Genomic DNA, 21,206 nt, shown 5'->3' with positions numbered 1-21,206 from the left:
AAAGATGAACTGGCTGCTGGATCTCACTCCCGACGAATGGAATGCGGTCCGGCTGTCGATCAAGGTGGCGACAGTGGCGATGATCGCCAGCCTGCCGCCCGGCATATTGATCGCGCTTGTGCTCGCCCGTGGACAATTCTGGGGCAAGACGCTGCTCAACGGGCTGGTGCATCTGCCGTTGATCCTGCCGCCGGTGGTTGTCGGCTATCTGCTGCTGCTCTCCTTCGGCAGGCGCGGCCCGGCCGGGGCGTTTCTGGCCGAGCATTTCGGCATCGTTTTTTCCTTTCGCTGGACAGGTGCCGCACTGGCCTGCGCCGTCATGGGCTTTCCCTTGATGGTGCGGGCGATCCGGCTGTCGATCGAGGCGGTCGACCGCAGAATCGAGGCGGCGGCCGGAACGCTTGGCGCCAATCCGCTGTGGGTGTTCGGGACGATCACGCTGCCGCTGATCCTGCCCGGCCTGATCACCGGCGCGATCCTGTCTTTCGCCAAGGCGATGGGCGAATTCGGCGCAACGATCACCTTCGTTTCCAATATCCCAAACGAGACGCAGACACTGCCATCGGCGATCTACACGTTCACGCAGGTGCCGGGCGGCGATGCCGGCGCGCTCAGGCTGACGCTGATCTCGATCGTCATTTCGATGGCAGCACTTGTCGCCTCGGAGGTTCTGGCGCGGCGCGTCGGCAAGCGGATGGATATCGAATGACGGTCGCGCTCGATATCACCCATCGGCTTGGCGATTTGGGGCTCGACGTCCGCTTCGGGAGCGCCGGGCGGCTGACCGCGCTGTTCGGGCCCTCGGGTTCCGGTAAGACGACGCTGATCAACATGATTGCCGGATTAATCCGGCCCGAGAAGGGGCGGATCGAGGCCGACGGCCGCGTGCTGGTCGATACGGATGCGGGCCTGTTCGTGCCGAAGCACAAGCGCCGCATCGGTATGGTGTTCCAGGATGCGCGGCTGTTTCCGCATATGAGCGTGGCCAGCAATCTGCGTTACGGCCGCTGGTTCACGCCGGCGGCGGAACGCTATGCGGACATGAATGCCGTTGTCGACCTGCTCGGCATCGGTCCTTTGCTCGACCGGCGGCCGGCGAAGCTTTCCGGCGGCGAGAAACAGCGCGTGGCAATCGGCCGGGCGCTGCTCGCTAGTCCAAGGTTGTTGCTGATGGACGAGCCGCTGGCTTCGCTCGACGACGCCCGCAAGGCAGAAATCCTGCCTTACATCGAGCGGCTGCGCGACGAGACGAAAATCCCGATCGTCTATGTCAGCCATTCGATCCCGGAAGTGGCGCGGCTGGCAAGCGACGTCGTTGTGCTGGCGCAAGGCAAAGTCGCCGCTTGCGGCCCGACCGGAGCGATCATGCAGCGGCTCGACCTGCTGCCGGCAGAAGAGCGCGGCGAGGGGGGCGCGGTGCTGGATACTGCGGTGCTGCGCCACGACGAAGTCTTTGGCATGACCGTGCTTGGCTCGGCGGCGGGCGACATCCGCGTGCCGCTTCTGGCAGTGCCGGTGGGTGCGCCGGTGCGCATCCGCATCCGTGCCCGCGATGTGATGATCGCCATCGAACAGCCAACGGGTCTCAGCGCGCTCAACATTCTGCCGGGCAGGATCGTTGCGATAGAGCCGGGCGAGGGGCCTACGGTCGAGATCGGCATGGACTGCAATGGCGCAACCGTGCTTGCCCGGATCACCGAGCAATCGCGACAGACGCTGAAACTTCGGCTCGGTCGAAAAGCCTACGCGGTGGTCAAGACGGTAAGCTTCGACCAGGCGAATACGAGCGCCGGCCTGCCTGTCGAGGCGGATGGATGACAGACGGATGATTGTCGCTATATCATTTTGAAATAGCGGTATCGCGGAGAGCTGTTTAGGATGGATGTGACGCGACTGCGGAGGAGCAAATGCCGTCGCTGAGCTTGCGGATAAACCTTGATCCAGAAGGGCGCATCGGGCCGGGCAAGATCGAGCTTCTCGAGCAGATCGCCGCCTTCGGATCGATCTCGGCGGCGGCGCGCGGCATGGAAATGTCCTACAAACACGCTTGGGATCTCGTCGAGGACATGAACAGGGTGTTCGGTAAGCCGCTGGTCGCGGCGCAGACCGGTGGGAAAAAGGGCGGCGGCGCCCAGTTGACGCCGGTGGGGCTTGCGGTCGTCAGCCGCTTTCGCGCCATCGAACGGGCTGCGGCTTCCGCGGCGGCGGCGCATATGGAGGCACTACAGGCGGAGATCGATGCCGGGTGAGGTCGATGATGGATTCTGTACCGGCCGAGCCTATTCCTCCGGCTCGCCGGGCTTGCGCAGCAGATAAGTGTCCATGATCCAGCCTTTTTTCCGGCGGGCCTCGTCGCGGGTCTTCACGATCTCGGCGCCGACGTCTCCAAGGCGGCCGGAAATGAGGATCTCGTCGGGCGTGCCGAGATAGGCGCCCCAGTGGATGAGGAGATCCTTGTCATCCAGCGAGTCGAAGGCGCATTTGCCGTCCAGCATGACGACGGTGCTGCCGGCATTGTCGGGCAAACCTTCTTCGGTAAGCCGGCGCCCGGTGGTGATCTGAACCGCGTCGCCGATGCGGTTCAGTGCCAGCTTGTGGCTGGCGGCGAGCGCCTGGACGGCAGTGATGCCGGGGATCACCTCGAGCTCGAACCCGACATTGCCTCTCATGCGCACACGCTCCAGTATGCGCAGCGCGCTGTCGAAGAGCGAGGGATCGCCCCAGATCAGGAAGGCGCCGCAGCCATCTTGCGAGAGCTCGTCGCGGATCAGGCCTTCATAGATCGCGGCGATCGCCTCGTGCCAGTCATCGACGGTCGAGCGATAGGAGGGCGCTGGCTCGGCCCGCACCGGCACGTCGAATTCGACGCGACGCGAGTTTGGATTGGTGACGAATCGGTCGCAGATCTGGCGGCGCAGTTCTGCGAGGTCGTTCTTCTTCTCGCCCTTGTCGGGAATGAACAGTACGTCGGCGCGGTTCAAGCCGCCGATGGCCTGCACGGTCATGTGGTCGGGATTGCCGGCGCCGATGCCGATTACGAGAAGCTTGCGCATGGACGAACTCCTGCCCGATCGGAACGTCGGTGTCCAGAGAGCCATGGCATGTGCGCAAGCGCGGAAGGGCTTTGAAACTCCACATTGAAACGGCTAGAGTCATGCCGGCATCTCGCCAAGGGAGCTTCCATGTTCCGTTATGTTCTGACCGCAGCGCTGGCGCTCTCGGCCACGCCCGTATTCGCCAATGATTCGATTGCCGAATTGGGAACGGGCGGCCTGATCCTGTCTCGCAGCGACGCGGTCGCTATGGAGAGTGAGGATCTCTACATCTCCCCGGAAAAGGTGACGGTCGATTATGTCTTCCGAAACAACACCGACAAGGATGTCGACGCGATCGTTGCTTTTCCGATGCCTGACATCGAAGGCGATCCGAACGAGATGCCGGCGATCCCCGACGGGCAGAGCGACAATTTCCTCGGCTTCGAGGTGACGATCGACGGCGTGGCTGCAAAGCCGCAGCTCGAGCAGAAGGCATTTGCGCTCGGCATCGACATCAGCGCCGATTTCAAGGCGCAAAACGTGCCGCTCTACCCGTTCGGCGATGCGGCCAGGGCGGCTTTGGCAAAGCTGCCGCAGGCGGTTGCCGACGACTGGGTCGATCGCGGCCTCATCATCGAGGACACCTCCGACGACGGTTCGGGCATGAAGACCGTCTATGTGCCGTTCTGGCAATTGCGCTCGACCTACTGGTGGCGCTCGACCTTTCCAGCCAATAAGGCAGTCCACGTCGCCCACCGCTACAAACCGAGCGTCGGCGGCACGTCCTCGGTCAGCTTCTTCTACGATGGCCAGTTCCAGGGCCAATACGCCGCCTACAAGACCCGATACTGCATAGACGGCACGTTCGAGAACGCGATCCGCAAGGCAGCGAAGAAAAATCCCGACGGCAATCCGAAATATTTCGAGAACCGCATCGCCTATATCCTGACCACGGGCGGTAACTGGGCGACGGGCGCCATCGGCAAGTTCAAGCTGACCGTCGACAAGGGCGATCCAAAGAACCTGGTCTCGTTCTGTGGCGAAAACGTCAGGAAAGTCGGACCGACCCGTTTCGAGATGACGGCAGAAAATTTCTACCCTGAGCACGATATCGACATATTGCTGCTGGTGCGTTCGGACGATGGCGGGAGCGGCGGCTGATGGACGTCGCGATCTATGTCGCCATCGCCGAAAACGGCGTGATCGGGCGCGATGGTGGTTTGCCGTGGCGGCTTTCCAGCGATCTCAAGCGGTTCAAGGCCGACACGATGGGCAAACCTATCATCATGGGTCGCAAGACCTATGAAGGCATCGGCCGGCCTCTGCCAGGCCGGCTCAACATCGTGGTGACCCGTGACAAGGCCTGGCGCGCCGAGGGCGTCGAAGTCGTGCATTCGCTCGACGAGGCGATCAGTCTGGCGAAGGTGCGCGGGCGCTGCATGGCCGGCGCCGACGAAATCTGCGTTATCGGCGGCGGCGAGATCTACGCCCAGGCGCTACCGCTGGCCGATCGCTTGCATGTCACCCATATCCTTGCCGCGGTCGACGGCGACGCGCATTTCCCGCCGATAGACCCGGATTTGTGGCGCATTGTCCGCTCGCAGGACGTTCCGGCCGGTGAAAAGGATACCCAGGCGACACGCTATTCGGTTTACGAGCGACGTCGCGACGTGCATTGAGAGGCGATAAAGGGTCGCGACGGTCCAAAACGGGCGGTGCCGACGACCGATCGCGTTGAAAGCGTGCCGTCGCGTCCCTATAGAAGGACGATACTGGATTTTTGCGTCGTCAGGCCGGCGCGTGAGGGAGCGAAAGGACATTCATGCCCTGGAATGACAAAAGCGGCGGAGGCGGCGGCCCATGGGGCGGCGGCAACAATCCAGGACCCTGGGGGCAGGGGCCGAAGGGGCCTAGCGGTCCGCAGGGCTCGCCTCCCGATCTCGAAGATATCATCCGGCGCGGCCAGGACAGGTTGCGGCGTGCTTTGCCGGGTGGCGGCGGCGCCAGCCCTGCCGTGTTCGGGCTGATCGCGGCGGCGCTTGTCGTGCTGTGGGCGTTCAAGGCGGTCTATACCGTGCAGCCCGACGAGGTTGCGGTCGAACTCAGATTCGGCGTGCCAAAGGCGGAGTTCTCGCAGCCAGGCCTGCATTTCCATTGGTGGCCCATCGAGACGGTCGAGACGGCCAACATCGCCGAACAACTCGTCAACATCGGCGGCGGCACGGCCACCGGCAACGGATCAGGGCTGATGCTTTCGGGCGACCAGAACATCGTCAACGTCCAGTTCTCGGTGGCCTATCAGGTCTCCGATCCGAGAGCCTATCTGTTCGACGTGTCCGATCCCGACGGCATGCTGCGCCAGGTCGCCGAAAGCGCCATGCGCGAAGCGGTCGGCCGGCGGCCGGCGCAGGACATCTTCCGCGACGATCGCGAGGGCATTGCGGCGTCGGTGCGCGAAATCATCCAGACGACGCTGGACGGCTATAAGGCCGGCCTGAACGTCAACGCGATTTCGATCGAGGATGCCGCACCACCGCGCGAAGTGGCCGACGCCTTCGACGAGGTGCAGCGCGCCGAACAGGACGAGGACAAGTTCGTCGAGCAGGCCAACCAGTATTCCAACCAGAAGCTCGGCCAGGCGCGCGGCGAGGCCGCACAGATCCGCGAGGAGGCGGCCGGCTACAAGAACCGGGTCGTGCAGGAGGCCGAAGGCGAGGCGCAGCGCTTCATCTCGGTCTATGACGAATACGCCAAGGCGCCGGATGTGACGCGCCAGCGGCTTTATCTGGAAACGATGGAGAGGGTTCTGAGGGATTCCAGCAAGGTCATTATCGAGCAAGGCAGCGGACCAGGGGTCGTTCCCTATCTGCCGCTGCCAGCATTGCAGCAGAAGGCGCCGGCGCCGGTCCTTGGAGGAACCCAGTGATGGCCAACCGTCTTCCCATCATCGCCGTCATCGCCGCGGTCATCCTGTTCCTGCTTTATTCGTCGGTCTTCGTCGTCAATGCGCGCCAGCAGGCGCTGGTGCTCAGGTTCGGCGAAATCGTCGACGTCAAAAGCCAGCCGGGCATCTATTTCAAGGCGCCGTTCGCCTTCTTCGATGCCGACAGCGTGCAGCTGATCGAAAACCGGGTGCTGCGCTTCGACCTCGACAACATCCGCGTCCAGGTTTCAGGCGGCAAGTTCTATGAGGTCGACGCCTTCATCGCCTATCGGATCTCCGATCCACGCGTGTTCCGCTCCGCGGTGTCCGGCCAGATCGAACTGGCCGAGGCACGGTTGAGGACGCGTCTCGACGCCGCCTTGCGCCGTGTTTACGGTCTGCGCGACTTCGAGGCGGCGCTCTCGGAAGAGCGAGCCGTGATGATGCGCGAAGTGCGCGATCAGCTGAGGCCCGACGCCACGTCGCTCGGCCTGCAGATCGAGGATGTCCGCATTCGCCGGACCGATTTGACGGCGGAAGTCTCGCAACAGACATATGACCGCATGAAGGCCGAGCGTCTGGCCGAAGCCGAACGGCTGAGGGCGCGCGGCAATGAGGCGGCGCAGCGCATCAGGGCGCGCGCCGACCGCGAAGTGGTGGAGATCGTCGCCGAGGCACGCAGAGAGTCTGAAATCCTGCGCGGTGAAGGCGAAGCTCAACGCAGCGCCACCTTCGCGAACGCCTACCAGCGCGATCCAGCCTTCTTCGACTTTTACCGGTCGATGAATGCCTACGGCACGGCGCTGGACAATACCGGGACGACGATGGTGCTGTCGCCGAATTCGGATTTCTTCCGTTTCTTCCGCAATCCCGCCGGCGCTGATACGCCGGCAGCGCCGGCTGCATTAGCAGCGCCTGGTGCAGCAGCGCCCGCTGCACCGGCAGCGCAGCCAGGCGCCGGCCAGTAACGGCCGGTGCAGGATTTTCTGGCGGCAATAGGCCTGGTTCTCGTCGTCGAGGGCCTGGTCTATGGCGGCTTTCCCGGTCTGGCCAAGAAGCTTGCCGGCGAAGTTCTGTCGATGCCGGAGAATACGCTGCGGGTCGCGGGGCTGATTGCAATCGCCGTCGGTGTCGGCCTCGTCTGGCTGGTGCGTGGTGGATGACGATGATTTCGGGATAACGGAGGATTTATCCTCCACCGATGGCCATAGCCGCAAACGTGCCGTATTTCTTGCCAACATGGTTCGACGCAGCGTTTTCGGCGAGCGCTTTTCTTCTCAGAGACACCGGGAGATTTCTCGATGACATCCAACAGGTTTTTGCGCGCGGCGAGGCGGACGTTCACCGCGGGTGCTGCAGCACTTCTTATCGGCGCCGCTACCGTCCCGTCGCTGGTGACGCCTGCGGCCGCCGCCGACGGCCCGGCTTCGGTCGCCGATCTCGCGCAGGGCCTGCTCGGCGCCGTGGTCAACATATCGACCTCGCAGAGGGTGAAGGGCACGGAAGGCCCGGGCGCGGTGCCGATGCCGCAGCTTCCGGAGGGCTCGCCCTTCCAGGATTTCTTCGACGATTTCTTCAAGAACCGTCCCGGCGAACAGGGCAACCCCTCGCAAAAGGTGCAGTCGCTGGGCTCCGGCTTCGTGGTCGACGCCGAGCAGGGTATCGTGGTGACGAATAACCATGTGATCGCCGATGCCGACGACATCGAGGTGAATTTCTCCGACGGCGTGACTCTGAAGGCGACGCTGGTCGGCACCGACACCAAGACCGACGTGGCGGTGCTGAAGGTCGATCCGAAAGGGCACAAACTGACGGCGGTGAAATTCGGCGATTCCAGCAAGATGCGTGTCGGTGACTGGGTGATGGCGATCGGCAATCCGTTCGGCCTCGGCGGCACCGTGACGGTTGGTATCGTCTCGGCCCGCAACCGCGACATCAATTCCGGTCCCTATGACGACTTCATCCAGACTGATGCCGCGATCAACCGAGGCAACTCCGGCGGACCGCTGTTCAACAGCGACGGCGAGGTGATCGGCATCAACACGGCGATCATCTCGCCGTCCGGCGGCTCGATCGGCATCGGCTTTTCCATTCCCTCGCAGCTTGCGTTGGGCGTCGTCGACCAACTCCGCCAGTTCGGCGAGACGCGGCGCGGCTGGCTCGGCGTGCGCATCCAGCCGGTGACGGACGACATTGCCGAAAGCCTCGGCATGGCCACCGCCAAGGGCGCCCTGGTCGCCGGCGTCATCAAGGGCGGGCCTGTCGACAACGGCACCATCCTGGCGGGCGACGTCATCATCAAGTTCGACGGCAGGGACGTCAATGAAATGCGCGACCTGCCGCGCGTCGTCGCGGAAAGCACGGTCGGCAAGGCTGTCGACGTGGTCATCGTGCGCAAGGGTGTCGAGCAGACCGTGAAGGTGACGCTCGGCCGGCTCGAAGATGGCGAAAAGCTTGCCAGCGGCGAGAATGGCACCGCCGGCAAGGATAATGGCGACGAGGCGCCCGCCGTTTCGACGGCTTCCGTGCTCGGCATGACCGTTGGCGAGCTCAACGACGAGACGCGGACGAAATTCGGCATCGCCGCCGAAGTCTCCGGCGTCGTCATCACCGAAGTCACCAAGGACTCGGCCGCTGCCGAACGTGGCATCCAGGCCGGCGAGGTGATCACCGAGATCGCTCAGGAATCGGTCGCCACGCCCAAGGATGTCATGGACCGGATTGCTGCGTTGAAGGAGCAGGGACGCAAGAACGCGCTGCTGATGCTGGCGTCGAAGACCGGCGAATTGCGGTTTGTGACGATCCGGATGGACTAAGTCCGGCCGGCTTTGCTGTCTTGGCAGAACCGGTCGAGCTGCACTTTCTCTGGCGCCCGCAATCCGAAGGATGAGATGGTGCTTGCGGCTGCGATCAATCGTCGGGCAGACGCATTGGTCACTCACAATCGCCGCGATTTTGTCACTGCGGCAGGCCGTTTTGAAGTTCCAGTCATCAGTCCCGCCGAATTGTTGGAAGGATTTCGAACATGAGCAAGGCGACCTATCCGTTGAAACTTCCCTTGTCGATCAAGGAGGCGGCTGCACGTCTGGCAAAGGCTGATGGGGTGTCGCTTAACCAGTGGATCGCTTCGGCCGTGGCGCAAAAGGTTGGAGCCATGGAGACAGCGGCCGATTTCCTACGTCGACGGGCTGGTGATGCATCAGGCGATGATTTCGCTAAAATGCTCGATCGCGTCGGCGTCAAACCGCCGCAACCCGGCGGCGAGCTTCCGTTTGACAAGCACTGATCAAGGCCGGTTTTTTTGCCATTCCTTGGCTGTCAGCCTGTAGAACACATGCCGCTTGAGCATGGCATGGCTGTCCGGAATGCCGGGGTGGTCGAAATCGCTGGCCGGGTCGGCAATCATGCCCAGGCGCTTCATGACGGCTGTGGAACGGCTGTTATCCCTAACGGCGAAGGACACGATTTCGTCGAGGCCAAGCGTTTCGAAGCCATAGGCGAGCCACGCTTCGGCTGCCTCGGTGACATAACCATGGCCCCAGAATTCGGGCGCCAGCCGCCAGCCGATCTCGACTGTGCCGGCAGGCAGGAAGGGCAAATGATCGGTGTCGAGGAGGCCGACGAAGCCGATGCATTGGCGCGTTTCAATTATCTCGGCGGCAGCGAAACCGTAGCCATCCTCGGCGATCCAGGCGCGGAACTCGTCCATTTTGGCGTCCGCGGCAGCGCGGTCGCGGCGAAATGGAAAGAATTCCATGACGCGTTCGTCGGAATTGATGCGGTAGAAGAGCTCACGGTCGCGATCCTCCCAGTTGCGCAGGATCAGGCGCTCGGTGCGGATCGGCGTCACTCCACAAATTCCTCCCGCCGGTAGCCCTGCAGATAGAGCAGCGCCGTCAGGTCGCCGTGGTCAATGCGGAATTTTGCCTCCGCCGCCACGACCTGTTTGGCATGAAGTGCCACACCGGTGCCGGCTAGGCGGATCATGTCGAGGTCGTTGGCGCCATCGCCGACAGCCATGGCGTCGGCGGTCGTCAGCCCGAGTCGCGCCGAAATCTCGAGCAGCGCATCGGCCTTGGCGGCACGCCCCAGGATCGGCTCGGCCACCAGCCCGGTGAAGTGGCCGTCCTGCTCGATCAGGCGGTTGGCGCGGTTCTCCTGAAAGCCGAGCATGGCGGCGATGCGTGAGGTGAAGACGTTGAAGCCACCCGACACGAGTGCAGTCCATGCGCCATTGGCCCGCATGGTCTGGACAAGTGCGCGGCCGCCGGAGGCCAGCGTCAAGCGGTTGGCGATGACGCGGTCGACCACGGCAGCGTCGAGGCCTTTCAGCAGCGCCACCCGCTCGCGCAAGGCCGGCTCGAATGCGATCTCGCCATTCATCGATCGCGCCGTGATGGCGGCGACGTAATCCTTGACGCCGATCTCGTCGGCAAGCTCGTCGATGCATTCCTGGTCGATAACAGTCGAATCCATATCGGCGATGAGGATTTTCTTCCGCCTTCCCTCGGCCTGCTGGACGATCACGTCGACCGGTTCGGGTGCGAGCACGGCGCGCAGGCCGGCGGTCGTTTCAACGGCTTCGGCCGCCTCGGGCAAAGCGATTTCGCAGGCGATGCCTTCGGCCAGCCAGCGAACAGTGCTTGCGCCAACCGACCGTGACACCATATTCGCAAGCGCCGGCGACAATGCGCGGCCGGCGGGATGGGACACAAGCGTGGCGACCAAGGGCGTGGCAAGCGGGGGCATCGAAAATTCCGGCAGGCAGGCGGGCGAGGGCCGCGTTAAGAACGCGATCCTGATAGCCGGGCCGACCGCCAGCGGCAAGTCCGCCCTTGCGGTCGACCTCGCCGAGCGCAATGGCGGCGTCGTCGTCAACACCGATTCCATGCAAGGCTATTCGGTGCTCGACGTGCTGACGGCGCGGCCGACTGCTGCCGAACTCGCTCGCGTCCCGCATTTCCTCTACGGACATGTCCATCCCTCCACCGCATATTCCACCGGCGCCTGGCTGCGCGATGTGATGAAGCTCATCGACAACGGTGCGTTCTTGGAACGACGGGTCGGCACGTTCTTCGAACGGCCGGTGATTTTCGTCGGTGGGACGGGGCTTTATTTTCGGGCGCTTGCGGAAGGCATTTCGGAAATGCCCGACATTCCGCAGTCGATCCGTGATCGCTGGCGCTACGAACTCCAGGAGCAGGGCGCAGCCAAGCTGCACCGCATCCTGCTGCGCGAGGATTCCGCAACCGGCATGATGCTGAAGCCGACCGACGGCCAGCGCATCGTGCGGGCGCTGGAGGTGCTCGACGCATCGGGCCGTTCCATCCTGGAATGGCAGGCGGCGCGCGGCCGTCCACTGATCGACAGGGCCAGCACGCGTTTCTTTGTGATCGAACCGGACCGAGCGGAGCTGGTGGAGCGGATCGAGGCGCGGTTCGACCGCATGCTGGAGAAGGGCGCTCTCGACGAGGTCAGGCGGCTGACCGACCTTGGCCTCGATCCCGACTTGCCGGCGATGAAAGCGATCGGCGTTCGCGAACTCCAGGCCGCAATGGCCGGCGAGTTGAGTTTCCCCGAAGCGATCGAGCGCGCGAAGATCGCGACGCGACAATATGCCAAGCGCCAGGCGACCTGGTTCAGGCATCAGTTGGGTCCGGAATGGATGAGATTGCGCCCTGGTGATCGTGTGGAATCCACGATCTCGGATCCCCTTTCCAGTGCAACCTGAAAAGTTGATTTTGAGGGGAGACTTCCCGTCGAAGTTGTCCTAATTAACCCTCCGTAAGCCCGTCCATGCCATAACGCCTTTGGGAATTTTCCAACGGGGAGCAGATGCGTTTTCACAAGGCGGAATCAGCCTTTTTTGTGTTTATATTCGTGATCCTGGCCGCCGGCCTAGTGACGCTTCACGCCTATGGGCTTCTGCAGGCCTTCGCCGAAGACGTTCATACACCCGCAAGGGTCGACAAGATCATCTATCTCAACAAGCTGCTGTTTGGGACCGGCGTTCTTTTGGCGACTGCCCTGTTCTTCGGCATTTTCTTCATCTATCCGCTGATCCGCAAGCAGGCGACAGAAGAAGGCAAGCTGCGCGCCATGACGGTTTCGCTCAGCGCCCGTTCGGAAACGCTGGAACATGCGGCGCTGACCGACAGCCTGACCGGTATGCAGAACCGGCGCTATTTCGATGACGCACTGAAGGAATATCTCGAGGAATTCCGCCGCATCGAGAAGCCGGTCGGGCTGATGATCCTTGACCTCGACCATTTCAAGCAGGTCAACGACACCCACGGCCATGATGTTGGTGACGAGGTGTTGCGGGCGGTCGCCAACTGCCTCAAGGACATGACACGCTATCACGATGTGGTGGCGCGTCTGGGTGGCGAGGAGTTCGCAGTCGTCACGCCCAACATGGACGCCGAACTTCTGTCCAAATTCGCCGAGCGCATCCGCAAGGCTATTGCCAACATGTCGATACTGTCAGGCAATGTCCGCCTGAAGATCACCACGAGCGTCGGCCTTGCCGTCTGGGACCGTAAGGAAACCGCCGAAGAGTTCTATCGCCGCGCCGACCGCCAGCTGTATGAGGCCAAGAGGCAAGGCCGAAACCGCGTCTGCGCCTAAAATCCCGTCACTAAATTCGTGAGGCTAGCCGCCTGATGCCGTTTTCTGCGCTACTACAGCGCCGCGCGTCCTTTGGACTCGCAAAGGACGCTGTAGCATCTTGATTTTGCGCCCATGATCCTTTCCGAAAATCGATCACGATTTTGGGGTCATGCGCGTGCTCGTGGACTGAATGTCCACTCCGCTCCGGTTCTCGAAAACGACACAATCCGGCTCAGCCTGACGAATTTCCTGACGGGATTTACCCAAGCAGGGAAAGCTTGCCCGGTATCTCAAGCGCGCAGGGCGCTGGATCCATGGAGACTTTAACCGTCGCCGGCTCAATCGTTCTGCGGGCGCAGGCCGAAGGTTGCGGGTTTCAAGCCATAACGCATGTCGAAATCGTCGTCGGGTTGGACGCGCGGGACGGGTGGCTTTCGGTAGTTGGGGTCACCGGCCTGTCGGGCGGAATCCACGACTTCGGCGAAGGCCATCGCCTGCTGCGATTTCGGTACGTTGCGCAGCCTTTCGACGATCGCCACCAGGTCGACATCATTGCCGGTTTCGGACGGCAAGGCTTCCTCGCGCTTGGCCGTGCCTGGAATCAGGTCATCGGACATTTTCTCGAACTTCAGCCGCATGGTCGTTGCCACGCCCTCACCGAAGGCGATGGCTTCGCGCTGGCCCATCGAAGACAGGAATGCCAGCGTCGAGGCCGAGGAATCGGCGATCGCCGAGCGGATGATCGCCTGGTCCTGCTCATTGGCAAGCCGCATAGCGAAAAAGGTCGAGCACTGCGACAGGATGGTGGGATCGAGCTCGCCCGGGCGCTGGGTGACGATACCGAGATAACAGCCATATTTGCGGCCTTCCTTGGCGATGCGCGACAGCGCGTGTCGGGTCGGCGCAAAACCAAGGCGCGGATCGGCCGGCATATAGCGGTGTGCTTCCTCGCACAGCAAAAGCAGCCGCAGCCGGCCTTCGCTCCACAGTGCAAGGTCGAAGGCCAGGCGCGCCAGCACCGAACAGACGGAATTGACCACTTCCGACGGCATGCCGGCCATCTCGAAGCAGGTCACCGGGCGCCCGTGATGCGGCACGCGGAAAATATTGCCGATCGTCTCGTGGATGGTATCTTCGATCAGCCGCGAATTGAACATGAAGCGGTAGCGCGGATCCGAGGCTGCCGATTCGATGCGCGTCTTCAGCGATTTGAGGGTGGGGCGGTCGTTCTTGCTTTCCAGCAGTCCCATGCGCTCGTCGATCTGCTTGATAAGATCGACAACGCGATAGGGCACCGGGGTGTCCGCGGTCAGTGTATTAGTGCCACGCCTGAGATAGGTGCCGGAATTCGGGTTGCGATACAAGTTCTTGGCTGCGGGAATGAGATCGCGCAAAGCATCGACCTCTTCCGGCACGGTCTCGCGCCCGCGAAACAGCACTTCGGCAAATTCCTCGAGCTTGAACATCCAGAAGGGCAAGTCCAGCGTCGTCGAATCGACCCTGACGCAGTGCTCGGGCAAGGACGCGGCGAACTCGTTGTGCGGATCGAGGATGAGAACGCGCAGGTCGGGTCGAGCGGCGATCGATTTGCGCAAAAGCAGCGAGACAGCGGTGGATTTGCCGACGCCTGTGGTGCCGACAATGGCGAAATGGCGCGCCAGCGTGTCGTCGATGGCGATGTTGGCGTCGATCGCCTCATCCTGTGACAGCGTGCCGATGGTGATCGAATGACGTCCGGCGAGATCATAGACCGCCTGCAGGTCGCGGCTGCGGATGCGGTGGGCGATGGCGCCGATATGCGGATAGGTGGTGATACCGCGGTCGAAAATCGGTTTGGTGCCGGGCTCGGCGCCGTCGCGCACCTCGCCGATGAGCTCGATGCTGACCTCTATCGGGTTCTGGCCCGCATTGTGCCAGGCGCGATCCGACTTGCCGACCTCGTAGACCAGCCCGACGGTTCGCGTGGCGCCAAGGTTGATGGAGATCATCTTGCCGACACTCCAATGGCCGGTGACCGTGCCTTCGACATCGGCGGCATGGGCGCTGATGGTGGCGCGCGCGCCGTCGCACTGGACGACATTGCCCAGAACGCGCTTGTCGTTCTGCTCCGCCTTGCGGCGCTCCTGCAAGGTCGGCTCTCCGACGGAGGCTTCGCGGTCGACGAACATGGACAGGCTGTTTCCCATTTCCCCAGGCAATCGACCTTACACCGACGGGGTTAAAGGCGGATGAGGTCGGATGGTGTAGGGGACATTAAACCATTCGCAAAAATTGGACCGATCGGCCCTTGCTCGACCCCAAAATTTCGATATACCGGATGAATGAGTGATATAGCGAACGATATCTCCTCGACCATCGGCAGGCGAATACGCTCCGAAAGAGCCTTGAGGGACTGGTCGCTGGCGGAGCTCGCGGACCGGTCCGACGTGTCGAAAGCCATGCTCAGCACGATAGAGCGCGGCAAGACGAGCCCGACCGCGGCACTTCTCGTGCGCATCGCCGCGGCCTTCGGCATGACGCTTTCCACCCTCATCGCGCGGGCCGAGCTGCAAGCCGGCGGTTTGCTTCGCGAAAACGATCAGCCGGTTTGGCGCGATCCCGCCACCGGCTATGTCCGGCGGCATCTTTCGCCGGTCTCGGACATGCCGCTCGAACTGATCCGGGTCCAATTGCCGGCGGGGGCCAAGGTGAGCTTTCCGGCAGCGTCCTATGCCTTCATCAGACAGCAGATATGGCTGATTTCCGGACGGCTGGAATTCACCGAGGGCGACATCGTCCACGGCCTCGAACCGGGTGACTGCCTGGCGCTTGGCGCGCCATCGGATTGCACGTTCCATGCTCCGGGACCGGCCGCCGCCGACTATCTGGTCGCGCTGGTCAGAGGCTGAGGCAATGACGCGTCGCCCCAAACGCAACGACAATGGCGGGCCGCCTCTTGACGACTATGAGGGGCCGCCATGGGGCAAGTGCGACGCCTACATCTTCCTTGCCTGGCAGGCAGCCCACGCCAAAGCTGGAAAGCGCCAAGCCGTGACGTCGTTTTGATGCGGCTGGACAAGGCCGAGCGGCTGGGCCTGACATATGAGGAATACACGCTCGAACTGCTGGAGCGCGGGCGGCATCTGCAGGAAGAAGATGCAGAGCGCATCGCAGAAATTCGTCGGGCCAGGAGGCGAAGGCGTGTCAACCTTTCCGACTGACGGCAGCGACGATCGCGACTTCACAGTCGTTTCATCTTGTTCAAGGATCACCGCACGCATGAGTTGCATCGAAATCAAGGCTCTGACACAAACTGCGGAAACGCACGCAATGCTGGTCGATATGCTGATCGAGACGGTTGCGGCCGGTGGATCGGTCAGTTTCATGCATCCGCTGGCGCCGGACGCCGCAGGCGCCTTCTGGAGGAAGTCGCTTATCGCGGCTGCAAGAGGCGAAAGAGCTGTGCTCGGTGCCTGGGACGGCGAGGCTCTGGTCGGCACCGTGACCTTGCTGCTCGACTGTCCCCCCAACCAGCCGCACCGGGCCGAGATCGCCAAGCTGATGACCCGCGTCGACCATCGCGGCAAAGGCGTGGCTACTCGCCTGATGTCGGCGGCCGAAAGCTTCGCAGTCGAAAAAGGCCGCACGCTGCTGGTCCTGGATACGGCGACAGAGGAGGGCGCTTCCGGTCTCTATGAGAGGTTGGGCTTCACGCTTGCCGGTGAGATACCGGACTTTGCATTGAAGCCGCATGGCGGACTGACCGGTACGCTTATCTACTGGAAGCGCATCGGCCAGTCCCGGTAACAGCCCCGAATTTCTATCCCGTGTGGTGGACCTCCTGCAGCCCGTAGACAGGCGTTGCGATGCCCTCGAGCCGTGCTTTCAACTGCAGCGACAGGAACTGCGAATAGTGGCGTGACTGGTGCAGATTGCCGCCGTGGAACCAGAGCGCTTCCTGTTGTGTCGGCTTCCACATGTTGCGCTGTTCGCCCTCCCAGGGGCCGGGGTCCTTGGTGGTGTTCGAGCCGAGACCCCAGCACTTCCCGACTTTGTCGGCGACTTCTTTCGAGATCAGCTCCGCTGCCCAGCCGTTCATCGAACCGTAGCCGGTGGCATAGACGACGACATCGGCCGGCAGTTCGGTGCTGTCGCTGAGCAGGACCGAATGTTCCTTGATCTCGGTCACGTCGACGCCGCTTTTTAGCTTGACGGCGCCGTCGATGATCAGCTGGGAGGCGCCGATGTCGATGTAGTAGCCGGAACCGCGCCTGAGATATTTCATGAATAGGCCCGAACCGTCGTCGCCCCAGTCGAGCATGAAGCCGGCCCTTTCCAGGCCCTCATAGAAGGCGGCATCGCGCTTCTTCATCTTTTCGTAGAGCGGGATCTGGAACTCGTGCAGGATCTTGTAGGGCAGGGAGGCGAAGATGAGGTCGGCCTTGGCCGTGGTCATGCCGTTTTGCACGGCCTGCTCCGAATAGAGCGCGCCGAGCCCGACATCCATCAGCGTGTCGGATTTGACGATATGCGTGGTCGAGCGCTGCACCATGGTGACGTCGACGCCGGCTTCCCAGAGTGCCGCGCAGATATCGTGCGCGGAATTGTTCGAACCGATGACGACGACCTTCTTGCCAACGTAGCTGTCCGGACCGGGATGTTTCGCAGAATGGTGCTGATCACCCTTGAAATTCTCCATGCCCTTGAACTTCGGGATGTTGGGCCGGCCCGACATGCCGGTGGCCAGCACCAGCTGCTTCGGCTTCAGCGTTATGTCCTTGCCACCGCGATGGACGACGACCGTCCACTCCTTTTTCTCGTCGTCATAGGCGGCGCTCTTGGCCTCGGTGGAGGACCAGTAGTTCAGCTCCATGACCTTGGTGTACATTTCCAGCCAGTCGCCGATCTTGTCCTTGGGCGAGAAGACCGGCCAGTTCCTGGGGAAGTCGATATAGGGCAGATGATCGTACCAGACCGGGTCGTGCAGGCAGAGCGACTTGTAGCGCCTGCGCCATGAATCGCCGGCACGCTCGTTCTTCTCGACGATGATGGTCGGCACGCCGAGCTGCCTCAGCCGGGCACCGAGCGCGATGCCGCCCTGGCCGCCGCCGATGATCAGCGTGTAGGGCTGACTGACAAAGCCAAGTTCGGCGGCTTCTTTCTCACGCTCCTCTTTCCAGGTCGGCCGGTTTTTTCCGTGACCATGCTTGGCGCCCAACGGCCGGGCGAAGCCGGCGGGTTCCTCATGACCCTTCAGCTCGACCATGGTGGTGAGGAGCGTCCAGATCTTGCCGTTCTTCAACCTGATATGGCCGAAGCCGCGCGCAACCTCCGTTTCGAAGCTGATCCAACCTTCGAGCAGCCCGTCGCTCTCTGTGGCCTCTTCGCCTTTCGCAAGCGCCCAGTTCGAAGGTTTCGACTTCGCCAACTGGCTCGTCAGCATATCGTGCACCTGGTCGCGACCTTCCATGGTCTTGATGTTCCAGGTGAAGGTCACCAGGTCGCGCCAGTAGCAGTCTTCCTGAAAGCACCCGACCGCCTTGTCGATGTCGCCGGCGGCAAGCGCTGCGCCGAATCGGTCGAGCAGGTCGGACAGTTTCTTGCCTGGGGCCTTGTCGAGCATCAGATTTCCTCCCGTGAAGTCCTGGTCGTCATCGTGGCTATGCCGGACCCTCCCAGCCCGGTTGACCGGAGTATCGCGGCAAACTGTGCGCCGCGTCACGTCGTCAAATAGTTTGGCGTGGTTTCAATGGCTTATCGGGACGATCGTGAACTCTGGTCCTGCCGGCGATCGTACCGGAACGGTGCCTTGTGGCGGAACCAACTGGCTCAATGCGATGATCGTCAACCTGCCGTCCGATATGACCAACGGGTTCAAACCCTTTGGCATCGTGTCACATTCCCCGTTGACAGCGGCGCAAAACCAATTCTATTGTCCGCCACCATGAAAACGGCACTCATTCTCGTAGTAGGAAAGCGCGTGGGCAAGGCGGTGTAACCGCCGGGCGAAAACCTCCCATGCGCAAGACACAGGCTCCCTCGGGGGCCTTTTTTATTGCCCGAAACACGACTAAACGACCAGCAATCGCCGCATGGCGGACAGTACGGGACCAGACCGATGAGCAGTGGACAGAACGAGCGGCGCGAAATGACCGGTGCCGAAATGGTGGTGCAGGCGCTGAAGGATAACGGCGTCAAACATGTTTTCGGCTATCCGGGTGGCGCGGTTCTCCCGATCTATGATGAAATCTTCCAACAGGACGAGGTCGAGCACATCCTCGTCCGTCACGAGCAAGGCGCGGGTCATGCGGCGGAGGGCTATGCGCGCTCGACCGGCAAGGCCGGCGTCATGCTGGTGACGTCGGGGCCGGGCGCCACCAACGCGGTGACGCCCTTGCAGGATGCGCTGATGGATTCGATCCCGCTGGTCTGCCTGACCGGTCAGGTACCGACCTCGCTGATCGGCTCGGACGCGTTCCAGGAGTGCGACACGATCGGCATCACGCGCCCCTGCACCAAACACAATTGGCTGGTGAAGGACGTCAACGAGCTCGCGGCAATCATCCACGAGGCCTTCCACGTCGCAACGACAGGACGTCCCGGTCCGGTCGTCGTCGATATTCCGAAGGACGTGCAGTTCGCCAAGGGCATCTACGTGCCGCCACAGACGGCGCCGCGCACGAGCTATCAGCCTAAGGTCCAGGGCGACCTGGAAAAGATCAAGGCGGCGGTCGAACTGATGGCCAACGCGAAAAGGCCGATCCTCTATACGGGCGGCGGTGTCATCAATTCCGGCCCGGAAGCCAGCCATTTGCTGCGCGAACTGGTCGATCTGACCGGCTTCCCGATCACCTCGACGCTGATGGGCCTTGGCGCCTATCCGGCGTCGGGCAAGAACTGGATGGGCATGCTCGGCATGCACGGCACCTATGAAGCCAATATGGCGATGCATGATTGCGACGTCATGGTCTGCATCGGCGCGCGCTTCGACGACCGTATTACCGGTCGGCTCACCGCGTTCTCGCCGAACTCGAAGAAGATCCATATCGACATCGATCCATCGTCGATCAACAAGAACGTCCACACCGATGTGCCCATCATCGGCGATGTCGGCCGGGTGCTGGAGGATCTGGTGCGGCTGTGGCGGGCGACCGCCAAAGCCGACAAGAAGGCGCTCCACCCGTGGTGGGAGCAGATCGCGAAATGGCGGGCGCGGGATTCACTTGCCTACAAGATGAACCACGACGTGATCATGCCGCAATATGCCGTCCAGCGGCTCTACGCACTGACCAAAGACATGGACACCTACATCACCACCGAGGTCGGCCAGCACCAGATGTGGGCGGCGCAGCACTACCATTTCGAGAAGCCGAACCGCTGGATGACCTCCGGTGGGCTCGGCACGATGGGCTACGGCCTGCCGGCGGCGCTCGGCGTCCAGATCGCGCACCCGGATGCGCTGGTCATCGACATTGCCGGCGACGCCTCGGTGCAGATGACGATGCAGGAGATGAGTGCCGCGGTGCAGCACGAAGCGCCGATCAAGATCTTCATCCTCAACAACCAGTATATGGGCATGGTGCGGCAGTGGCAGCAGCTTCTGCACGGCAACCGGCTGTCGCATTCCTACACCGAAGCGATGCCGGATTTCGTCAAGCTTGCCGAAGCCTATGGCGGCCACGGCATCCGCTGCGAGAAGCCGGACGAGCTGGACGACGCGATCAAGGAGATGATTTCGGTGAAGAAGCCGGTGATCTTCGACTGCCGGGTGGCGACACTTGCCAACTGCTTCCCAATGATCCCGTCGGGCAAGGCGCACAACGAGATTCTTCTGCCGGATGAGGCGACCGACGAGGCGGTGGCCAACGCCATCGACGCCAAGGGCAGGGAACTGGTGTAACTGTCAGCCGGGGCAGGGCTGTCGGAAGAAGCCGTGCGGAAACAGAGAATTGGCTCAAAAGTTTGAAATCGAGATTCATGTCATGAACGCACAGCTTCAACCGACCGGCTCCGCCTACTTCATCGCCAAGGAAACGGAAAAGCCGGAGACTCACACGCTTTCCGTGCTGGTCGACAACGAGCCGGGCGTGCTGGCCCGGGTCATCGGCCTGTTTTCCGGACGCGGCTACAACATCGAGAGCCTGACGGTCTCCGAAACCGAACATGAAAAGCATCTGTCGCGCATCACCATCGTAACGCGGGGTACGCCGCATGTGCTGGAGCAGATCAAGCATCAGCTCGAGCGCATCGTGCCGGTGCACCGTGTCGTCGATCTCACCGTGCGCTCGCATGAACTCGGCCAGGACCGGCCGCTGGAGCGGGAGCTCGCGCTGGTGAAAGTGGCCGGCACCGGCGAAGGTCGCGTCGAGGCGCTGAGGCTGGCCGATGCCTTCCGCGCTAGCGTCATCGACGCCAATACCGAGCATTTCATCTTCGAGATCACTGGTAAGGGCTCCAAGATCGACCAGTTCATCGCCATCATGAAACCGCTCGGCCTGGTCGAGATCTGCCGGACCGGCGTGGCGGCGATGAATCGCGGCCCGCAAGGGATGTAAACCGTCCGGCGCTATGGCTCCAACGCGCTGGCGCCGCCTACACCTGTCTGTTGCTTTTGGTGCTGATCCTCTGGGCCGGCTGCCGGCGCGGGGTGGCCTTTGTTG

Annotated in this window: 21 protein-coding genes and 1 pseudogene; 17 read left to right on the top strand and 5 right to left on the bottom strand. The window is 62.4% G+C overall.

Translation table 11 applies throughout. The features are described 5' to 3' along the window. The first annotated feature begins 4 nt into the window (after positions 1-4). From modB to CIT31_RS10960, 3 genes are all read left to right on the top strand, one after another. Complete coding sequence (gene modB / locus CIT31_RS10970) at positions 5-709, top strand: molybdate ABC transporter permease subunit (protein ID WP_065010276.1); 705 nt, start codon at positions 5-7, stop codon at positions 707-709. Beyond that, positions 706-1,818 carry a molybdenum ABC transporter ATP-binding protein gene (modC, locus tag CIT31_RS10965; RefSeq protein ID WP_095518622.1) on the top strand — a complete coding sequence of 371 codons (1,113 nt, stop codon included), beginning with the start codon at positions 706-708 and terminating at the stop codon, positions 1,816-1,818. Before modB ends, modC begins: the two co-directional genes overlap by 4 nt. Before the next feature lie 89 nt (positions 1,819-1,907). Beyond that, positions 1,908-2,249 carry a winged helix-turn-helix domain-containing protein gene (locus tag CIT31_RS10960; protein WP_029351372.1) on the top strand — a complete coding sequence of 114 codons (342 nt, stop codon included), beginning with the start codon at positions 1,908-1,910 and terminating at the stop codon, positions 2,247-2,249. 30 nt (positions 2,250-2,279) lie between these two features. Here the strand turns inward: CIT31_RS10960 and cobF are convergent, their stop codons facing one another. Continuing rightward, positions 2,280-3,053 carry a precorrin-6A synthase (deacetylating) gene (gene cobF, locus CIT31_RS10955; RefSeq protein WP_095518621.1) on the bottom strand — a complete coding sequence of 258 codons (774 nt, stop codon included), beginning with the start codon at positions 3,051-3,053 and terminating at the stop codon, positions 2,280-2,282. A gap of 129 nt (positions 3,054-3,182) precedes the next feature. On the opposite strand from cobF, the gene CIT31_RS10950 reads away from it, so the two are divergent. From CIT31_RS10950 to CIT31_RS10920, 7 genes are all read left to right on the top strand, one after another. Then, positions 3,183-4,196, top strand: a complete 1,014-nt coding sequence (locus CIT31_RS10950) for a DUF4424 domain-containing protein (protein ID WP_095518620.1) — start codon at positions 3,183-3,185, stop codon at positions 4,194-4,196. Next, complete coding sequence (locus CIT31_RS10945; RefSeq protein ID WP_095518619.1) at positions 4,196-4,714, top strand: dihydrofolate reductase; 519 nt, start codon at positions 4,196-4,198, stop codon at positions 4,712-4,714. The genes CIT31_RS10950 and CIT31_RS10945 overlap by 1 nt, the downstream gene beginning before the upstream one ends. 143 nt (positions 4,715-4,857) lie before the next feature. Further along, a complete protein-coding gene (gene hflK, locus CIT31_RS10940; protein WP_095518618.1) occupies positions 4,858-5,961 on the top strand; it encodes an FtsH protease activity modulator HflK in 1,104 nt (367 codons plus the stop codon). Next, the gene (gene hflC, locus CIT31_RS10935; RefSeq protein WP_095518617.1) at positions 5,961-6,926 is read left to right on the top strand and encodes a protease modulator HflC; all 966 of its coding nucleotides are present in this window, start codon (positions 5,961-5,963) and stop codon (positions 6,924-6,926) included. Before hflK ends, hflC begins: the two co-directional genes overlap by 1 nt. 6 nt (positions 6,927-6,932) lie before the next feature. Further along, the gene (locus tag CIT31_RS10930) at positions 6,933-7,121 is read left to right on the top strand and encodes a DUF2065 domain-containing protein (RefSeq protein ID WP_027154962.1); all 189 of its coding nucleotides are present in this window, start codon (positions 6,933-6,935) and stop codon (positions 7,119-7,121) included. Positions 7,122-7,259: 138 nt separating this feature from the next. Then, a complete protein-coding gene (locus CIT31_RS10925; protein WP_065010270.1) occupies positions 7,260-8,774 on the top strand; it encodes a DegQ family serine endoprotease in 1,515 nt (504 codons plus the stop codon). 209 nt (positions 8,775-8,983) lie between these two features. Beyond that, entirely contained in the window at positions 8,984-9,244 is a 261-nt protein-coding gene (locus CIT31_RS10920; protein ID WP_095518616.1) for a type II toxin-antitoxin system HicB family antitoxin, read from the top strand. Here CIT31_RS10920 and CIT31_RS10915 read toward each other — a convergent pair whose 3' ends face one another. Both CIT31_RS10915 and serB read right to left on the bottom strand, forming a co-directional pair. After that, on the bottom strand, positions 9,245-9,808 hold the full coding sequence (locus CIT31_RS10915; protein ID WP_095518615.1) for a GNAT family N-acetyltransferase: 564 nt from the start codon (positions 9,806-9,808) through the stop codon (positions 9,245-9,247). Further along, entirely contained in the window at positions 9,805-10,707 is a 903-nt protein-coding gene (gene serB / locus CIT31_RS10910; protein WP_095519316.1) for a phosphoserine phosphatase SerB, read from the bottom strand. The genes CIT31_RS10915 and serB overlap by 4 nt, the downstream gene beginning before the upstream one ends. Here serB and miaA point away from each other — a divergent pair. Next, positions 10,676-11,689, top strand: a complete 1,014-nt coding sequence (gene miaA, locus CIT31_RS10905) for a tRNA (adenosine(37)-N6)-dimethylallyltransferase MiaA (RefSeq protein ID WP_425350592.1) — start codon at positions 10,676-10,678, stop codon at positions 11,687-11,689. The genes serB and miaA overlap by 32 nt on opposite strands. A gap of 104 nt (positions 11,690-11,793) precedes the next feature. Beyond that, positions 11,794-12,585: a GGDEF domain-containing protein gene (locus tag CIT31_RS10900; protein ID WP_065010266.1), complete on the top strand. Its 792-nt coding sequence runs from the start codon at positions 11,794-11,796 to the stop codon at positions 12,583-12,585. Positions 12,586-12,905: 320 nt separating this feature from the next. Here the strand turns inward: CIT31_RS10900 and CIT31_RS10895 are convergent, their stop codons facing one another. Continuing rightward, entirely contained in the window at positions 12,906-14,735 is a 1,830-nt protein-coding gene (locus CIT31_RS10895; RefSeq protein WP_095519315.1) for an ATP-binding protein, read from the bottom strand. Between the two features lie 153 nt (positions 14,736-14,888). Here CIT31_RS10895 and CIT31_RS10890 point away from each other — a divergent pair, with 153 nt between their 5' ends. From CIT31_RS10890 to CIT31_RS10880, 3 genes and pseudogenes are all read left to right on the top strand, one after another. Beyond that, on the top strand, positions 14,889-15,455 hold the full coding sequence (locus tag CIT31_RS10890; RefSeq protein WP_095518614.1) for a helix-turn-helix domain-containing protein: 567 nt from the start codon (positions 14,889-14,891) through the stop codon (positions 15,453-15,455). A 4-nt stretch (positions 15,456-15,459) separates the two neighbouring features. After that, positions 15,460-15,767: pseudogene (locus CIT31_RS10885) on the top strand (hypothetical protein). A gap of 58 nt (positions 15,768-15,825) precedes the next feature. Next, positions 15,826-16,353, top strand: a complete 528-nt coding sequence (locus CIT31_RS10880) for a GNAT family N-acetyltransferase (RefSeq protein ID WP_095518613.1) — start codon at positions 15,826-15,828, stop codon at positions 16,351-16,353. Positions 16,354-16,366: 13 nt separating this feature from the next. Here the strand turns inward: CIT31_RS10880 and CIT31_RS10875 are convergent, their stop codons facing one another. Continuing rightward, positions 16,367-18,169, bottom strand: a complete 1,803-nt coding sequence (locus CIT31_RS10875) for an NAD(P)/FAD-dependent oxidoreductase (RefSeq protein WP_095518612.1) — start codon at positions 18,167-18,169, stop codon at positions 16,367-16,369. Between the two features lie 495 nt (positions 18,170-18,664). Between CIT31_RS10875 and CIT31_RS10870 the strand changes: the two genes are divergently transcribed. Further along, a complete protein-coding gene (locus tag CIT31_RS10870) occupies positions 18,665-20,446 on the top strand; it encodes an acetolactate synthase 3 large subunit (protein WP_095518611.1) in 1,782 nt (593 codons plus the stop codon). Between the two features lie 82 nt (positions 20,447-20,528). Beyond that, entirely contained in the window at positions 20,529-21,101 is a 573-nt protein-coding gene (gene ilvN / locus CIT31_RS10865) for an acetolactate synthase small subunit (RefSeq protein ID WP_029351349.1), read from the top strand. Positions 21,102-21,206 lie beyond the last annotated feature (105 nt).

Source organism: Mesorhizobium wenxiniae (assembly GCF_002284535.1).
Lineage (GTDB): Bacteria > Pseudomonadota > Alphaproteobacteria > Rhizobiales > Rhizobiaceae > Mesorhizobium > Mesorhizobium wenxiniae.
This window is presented reverse-complemented; position numbering and strand designations above follow the sequence as displayed.

Bases quoted from the DNA above. Each gene is read 5' to 3' on its own strand.
- modB (WP_065010276.1), top strand. From the start codon at position 5: ATGAACTGGCTGCTGGATCTCACTCCCGACGAATGGAATGCGGTCCGG.
- modC (WP_095518622.1), top strand. From the start codon at position 706: ATGACGGTCGCGCTCGATATCACCCATCGGCTTGGCGATTTGGGGCTC.
- CIT31_RS10960 (WP_029351372.1), top strand. From the start codon at position 1,908: ATGCCGTCGCTGAGCTTGCGGATAAACCTTGATCCAGAAGGGCGCATC.
- cobF (WP_095518621.1), bottom strand. From the start codon at position 3,053: ATGCGCAAGCTTCTCGTAATCGGCATCGGCGCCGGCAATCCCGACCAC.
- CIT31_RS10950 (WP_095518620.1), top strand. From the start codon at position 3,183: ATGTTCCGTTATGTTCTGACCGCAGCGCTGGCGCTCTCGGCCACGCCC.
- CIT31_RS10945 (WP_095518619.1), top strand. From the start codon at position 4,196: ATGGACGTCGCGATCTATGTCGCCATCGCCGAAAACGGCGTGATCGGG.
- hflK (WP_095518618.1), top strand. From the start codon at position 4,858: ATGCCCTGGAATGACAAAAGCGGCGGAGGCGGCGGCCCATGGGGCGGC.
- hflC (WP_095518617.1), top strand. From the start codon at position 5,961: ATGGCCAACCGTCTTCCCATCATCGCCGTCATCGCCGCGGTCATCCTG.
- CIT31_RS10925 (WP_065010270.1), top strand. From the start codon at position 7,260: ATGACATCCAACAGGTTTTTGCGCGCGGCGAGGCGGACGTTCACCGCG.
- CIT31_RS10920 (WP_095518616.1), top strand. From the start codon at position 8,984: ATGAGCAAGGCGACCTATCCGTTGAAACTTCCCTTGTCGATCAAGGAG.
- serB (WP_095519316.1), bottom strand. From the start codon at position 10,707: ATGCCCCCGCTTGCCACGCCCTTGGTCGCCACGCTTGTGTCCCATCCC.
- CIT31_RS10900 (WP_065010266.1), top strand. From the start codon at position 11,794: ATGCGTTTTCACAAGGCGGAATCAGCCTTTTTTGTGTTTATATTCGTG.
- CIT31_RS10895 (WP_095519315.1), bottom strand. From the start codon at position 14,735: ATGTTCGTCGACCGCGAAGCCTCCGTCGGAGAGCCGACCTTGCAGGAG.
- CIT31_RS10890 (WP_095518614.1), top strand. From the start codon at position 14,889: ATGAGTGATATAGCGAACGATATCTCCTCGACCATCGGCAGGCGAATA.
- CIT31_RS10880 (WP_095518613.1), top strand. From the start codon at position 15,826: ATGAGTTGCATCGAAATCAAGGCTCTGACACAAACTGCGGAAACGCAC.
- CIT31_RS10875 (WP_095518612.1), bottom strand. From the start codon at position 18,169: ATGCTCGACAAGGCCCCAGGCAAGAAACTGTCCGACCTGCTCGACCGA.
- CIT31_RS10870 (WP_095518611.1), top strand. From the start codon at position 18,665: ATGAGCAGTGGACAGAACGAGCGGCGCGAAATGACCGGTGCCGAAATG.
- ilvN (WP_029351349.1), top strand. From the start codon at position 20,529: ATGAACGCACAGCTTCAACCGACCGGCTCCGCCTACTTCATCGCCAAG.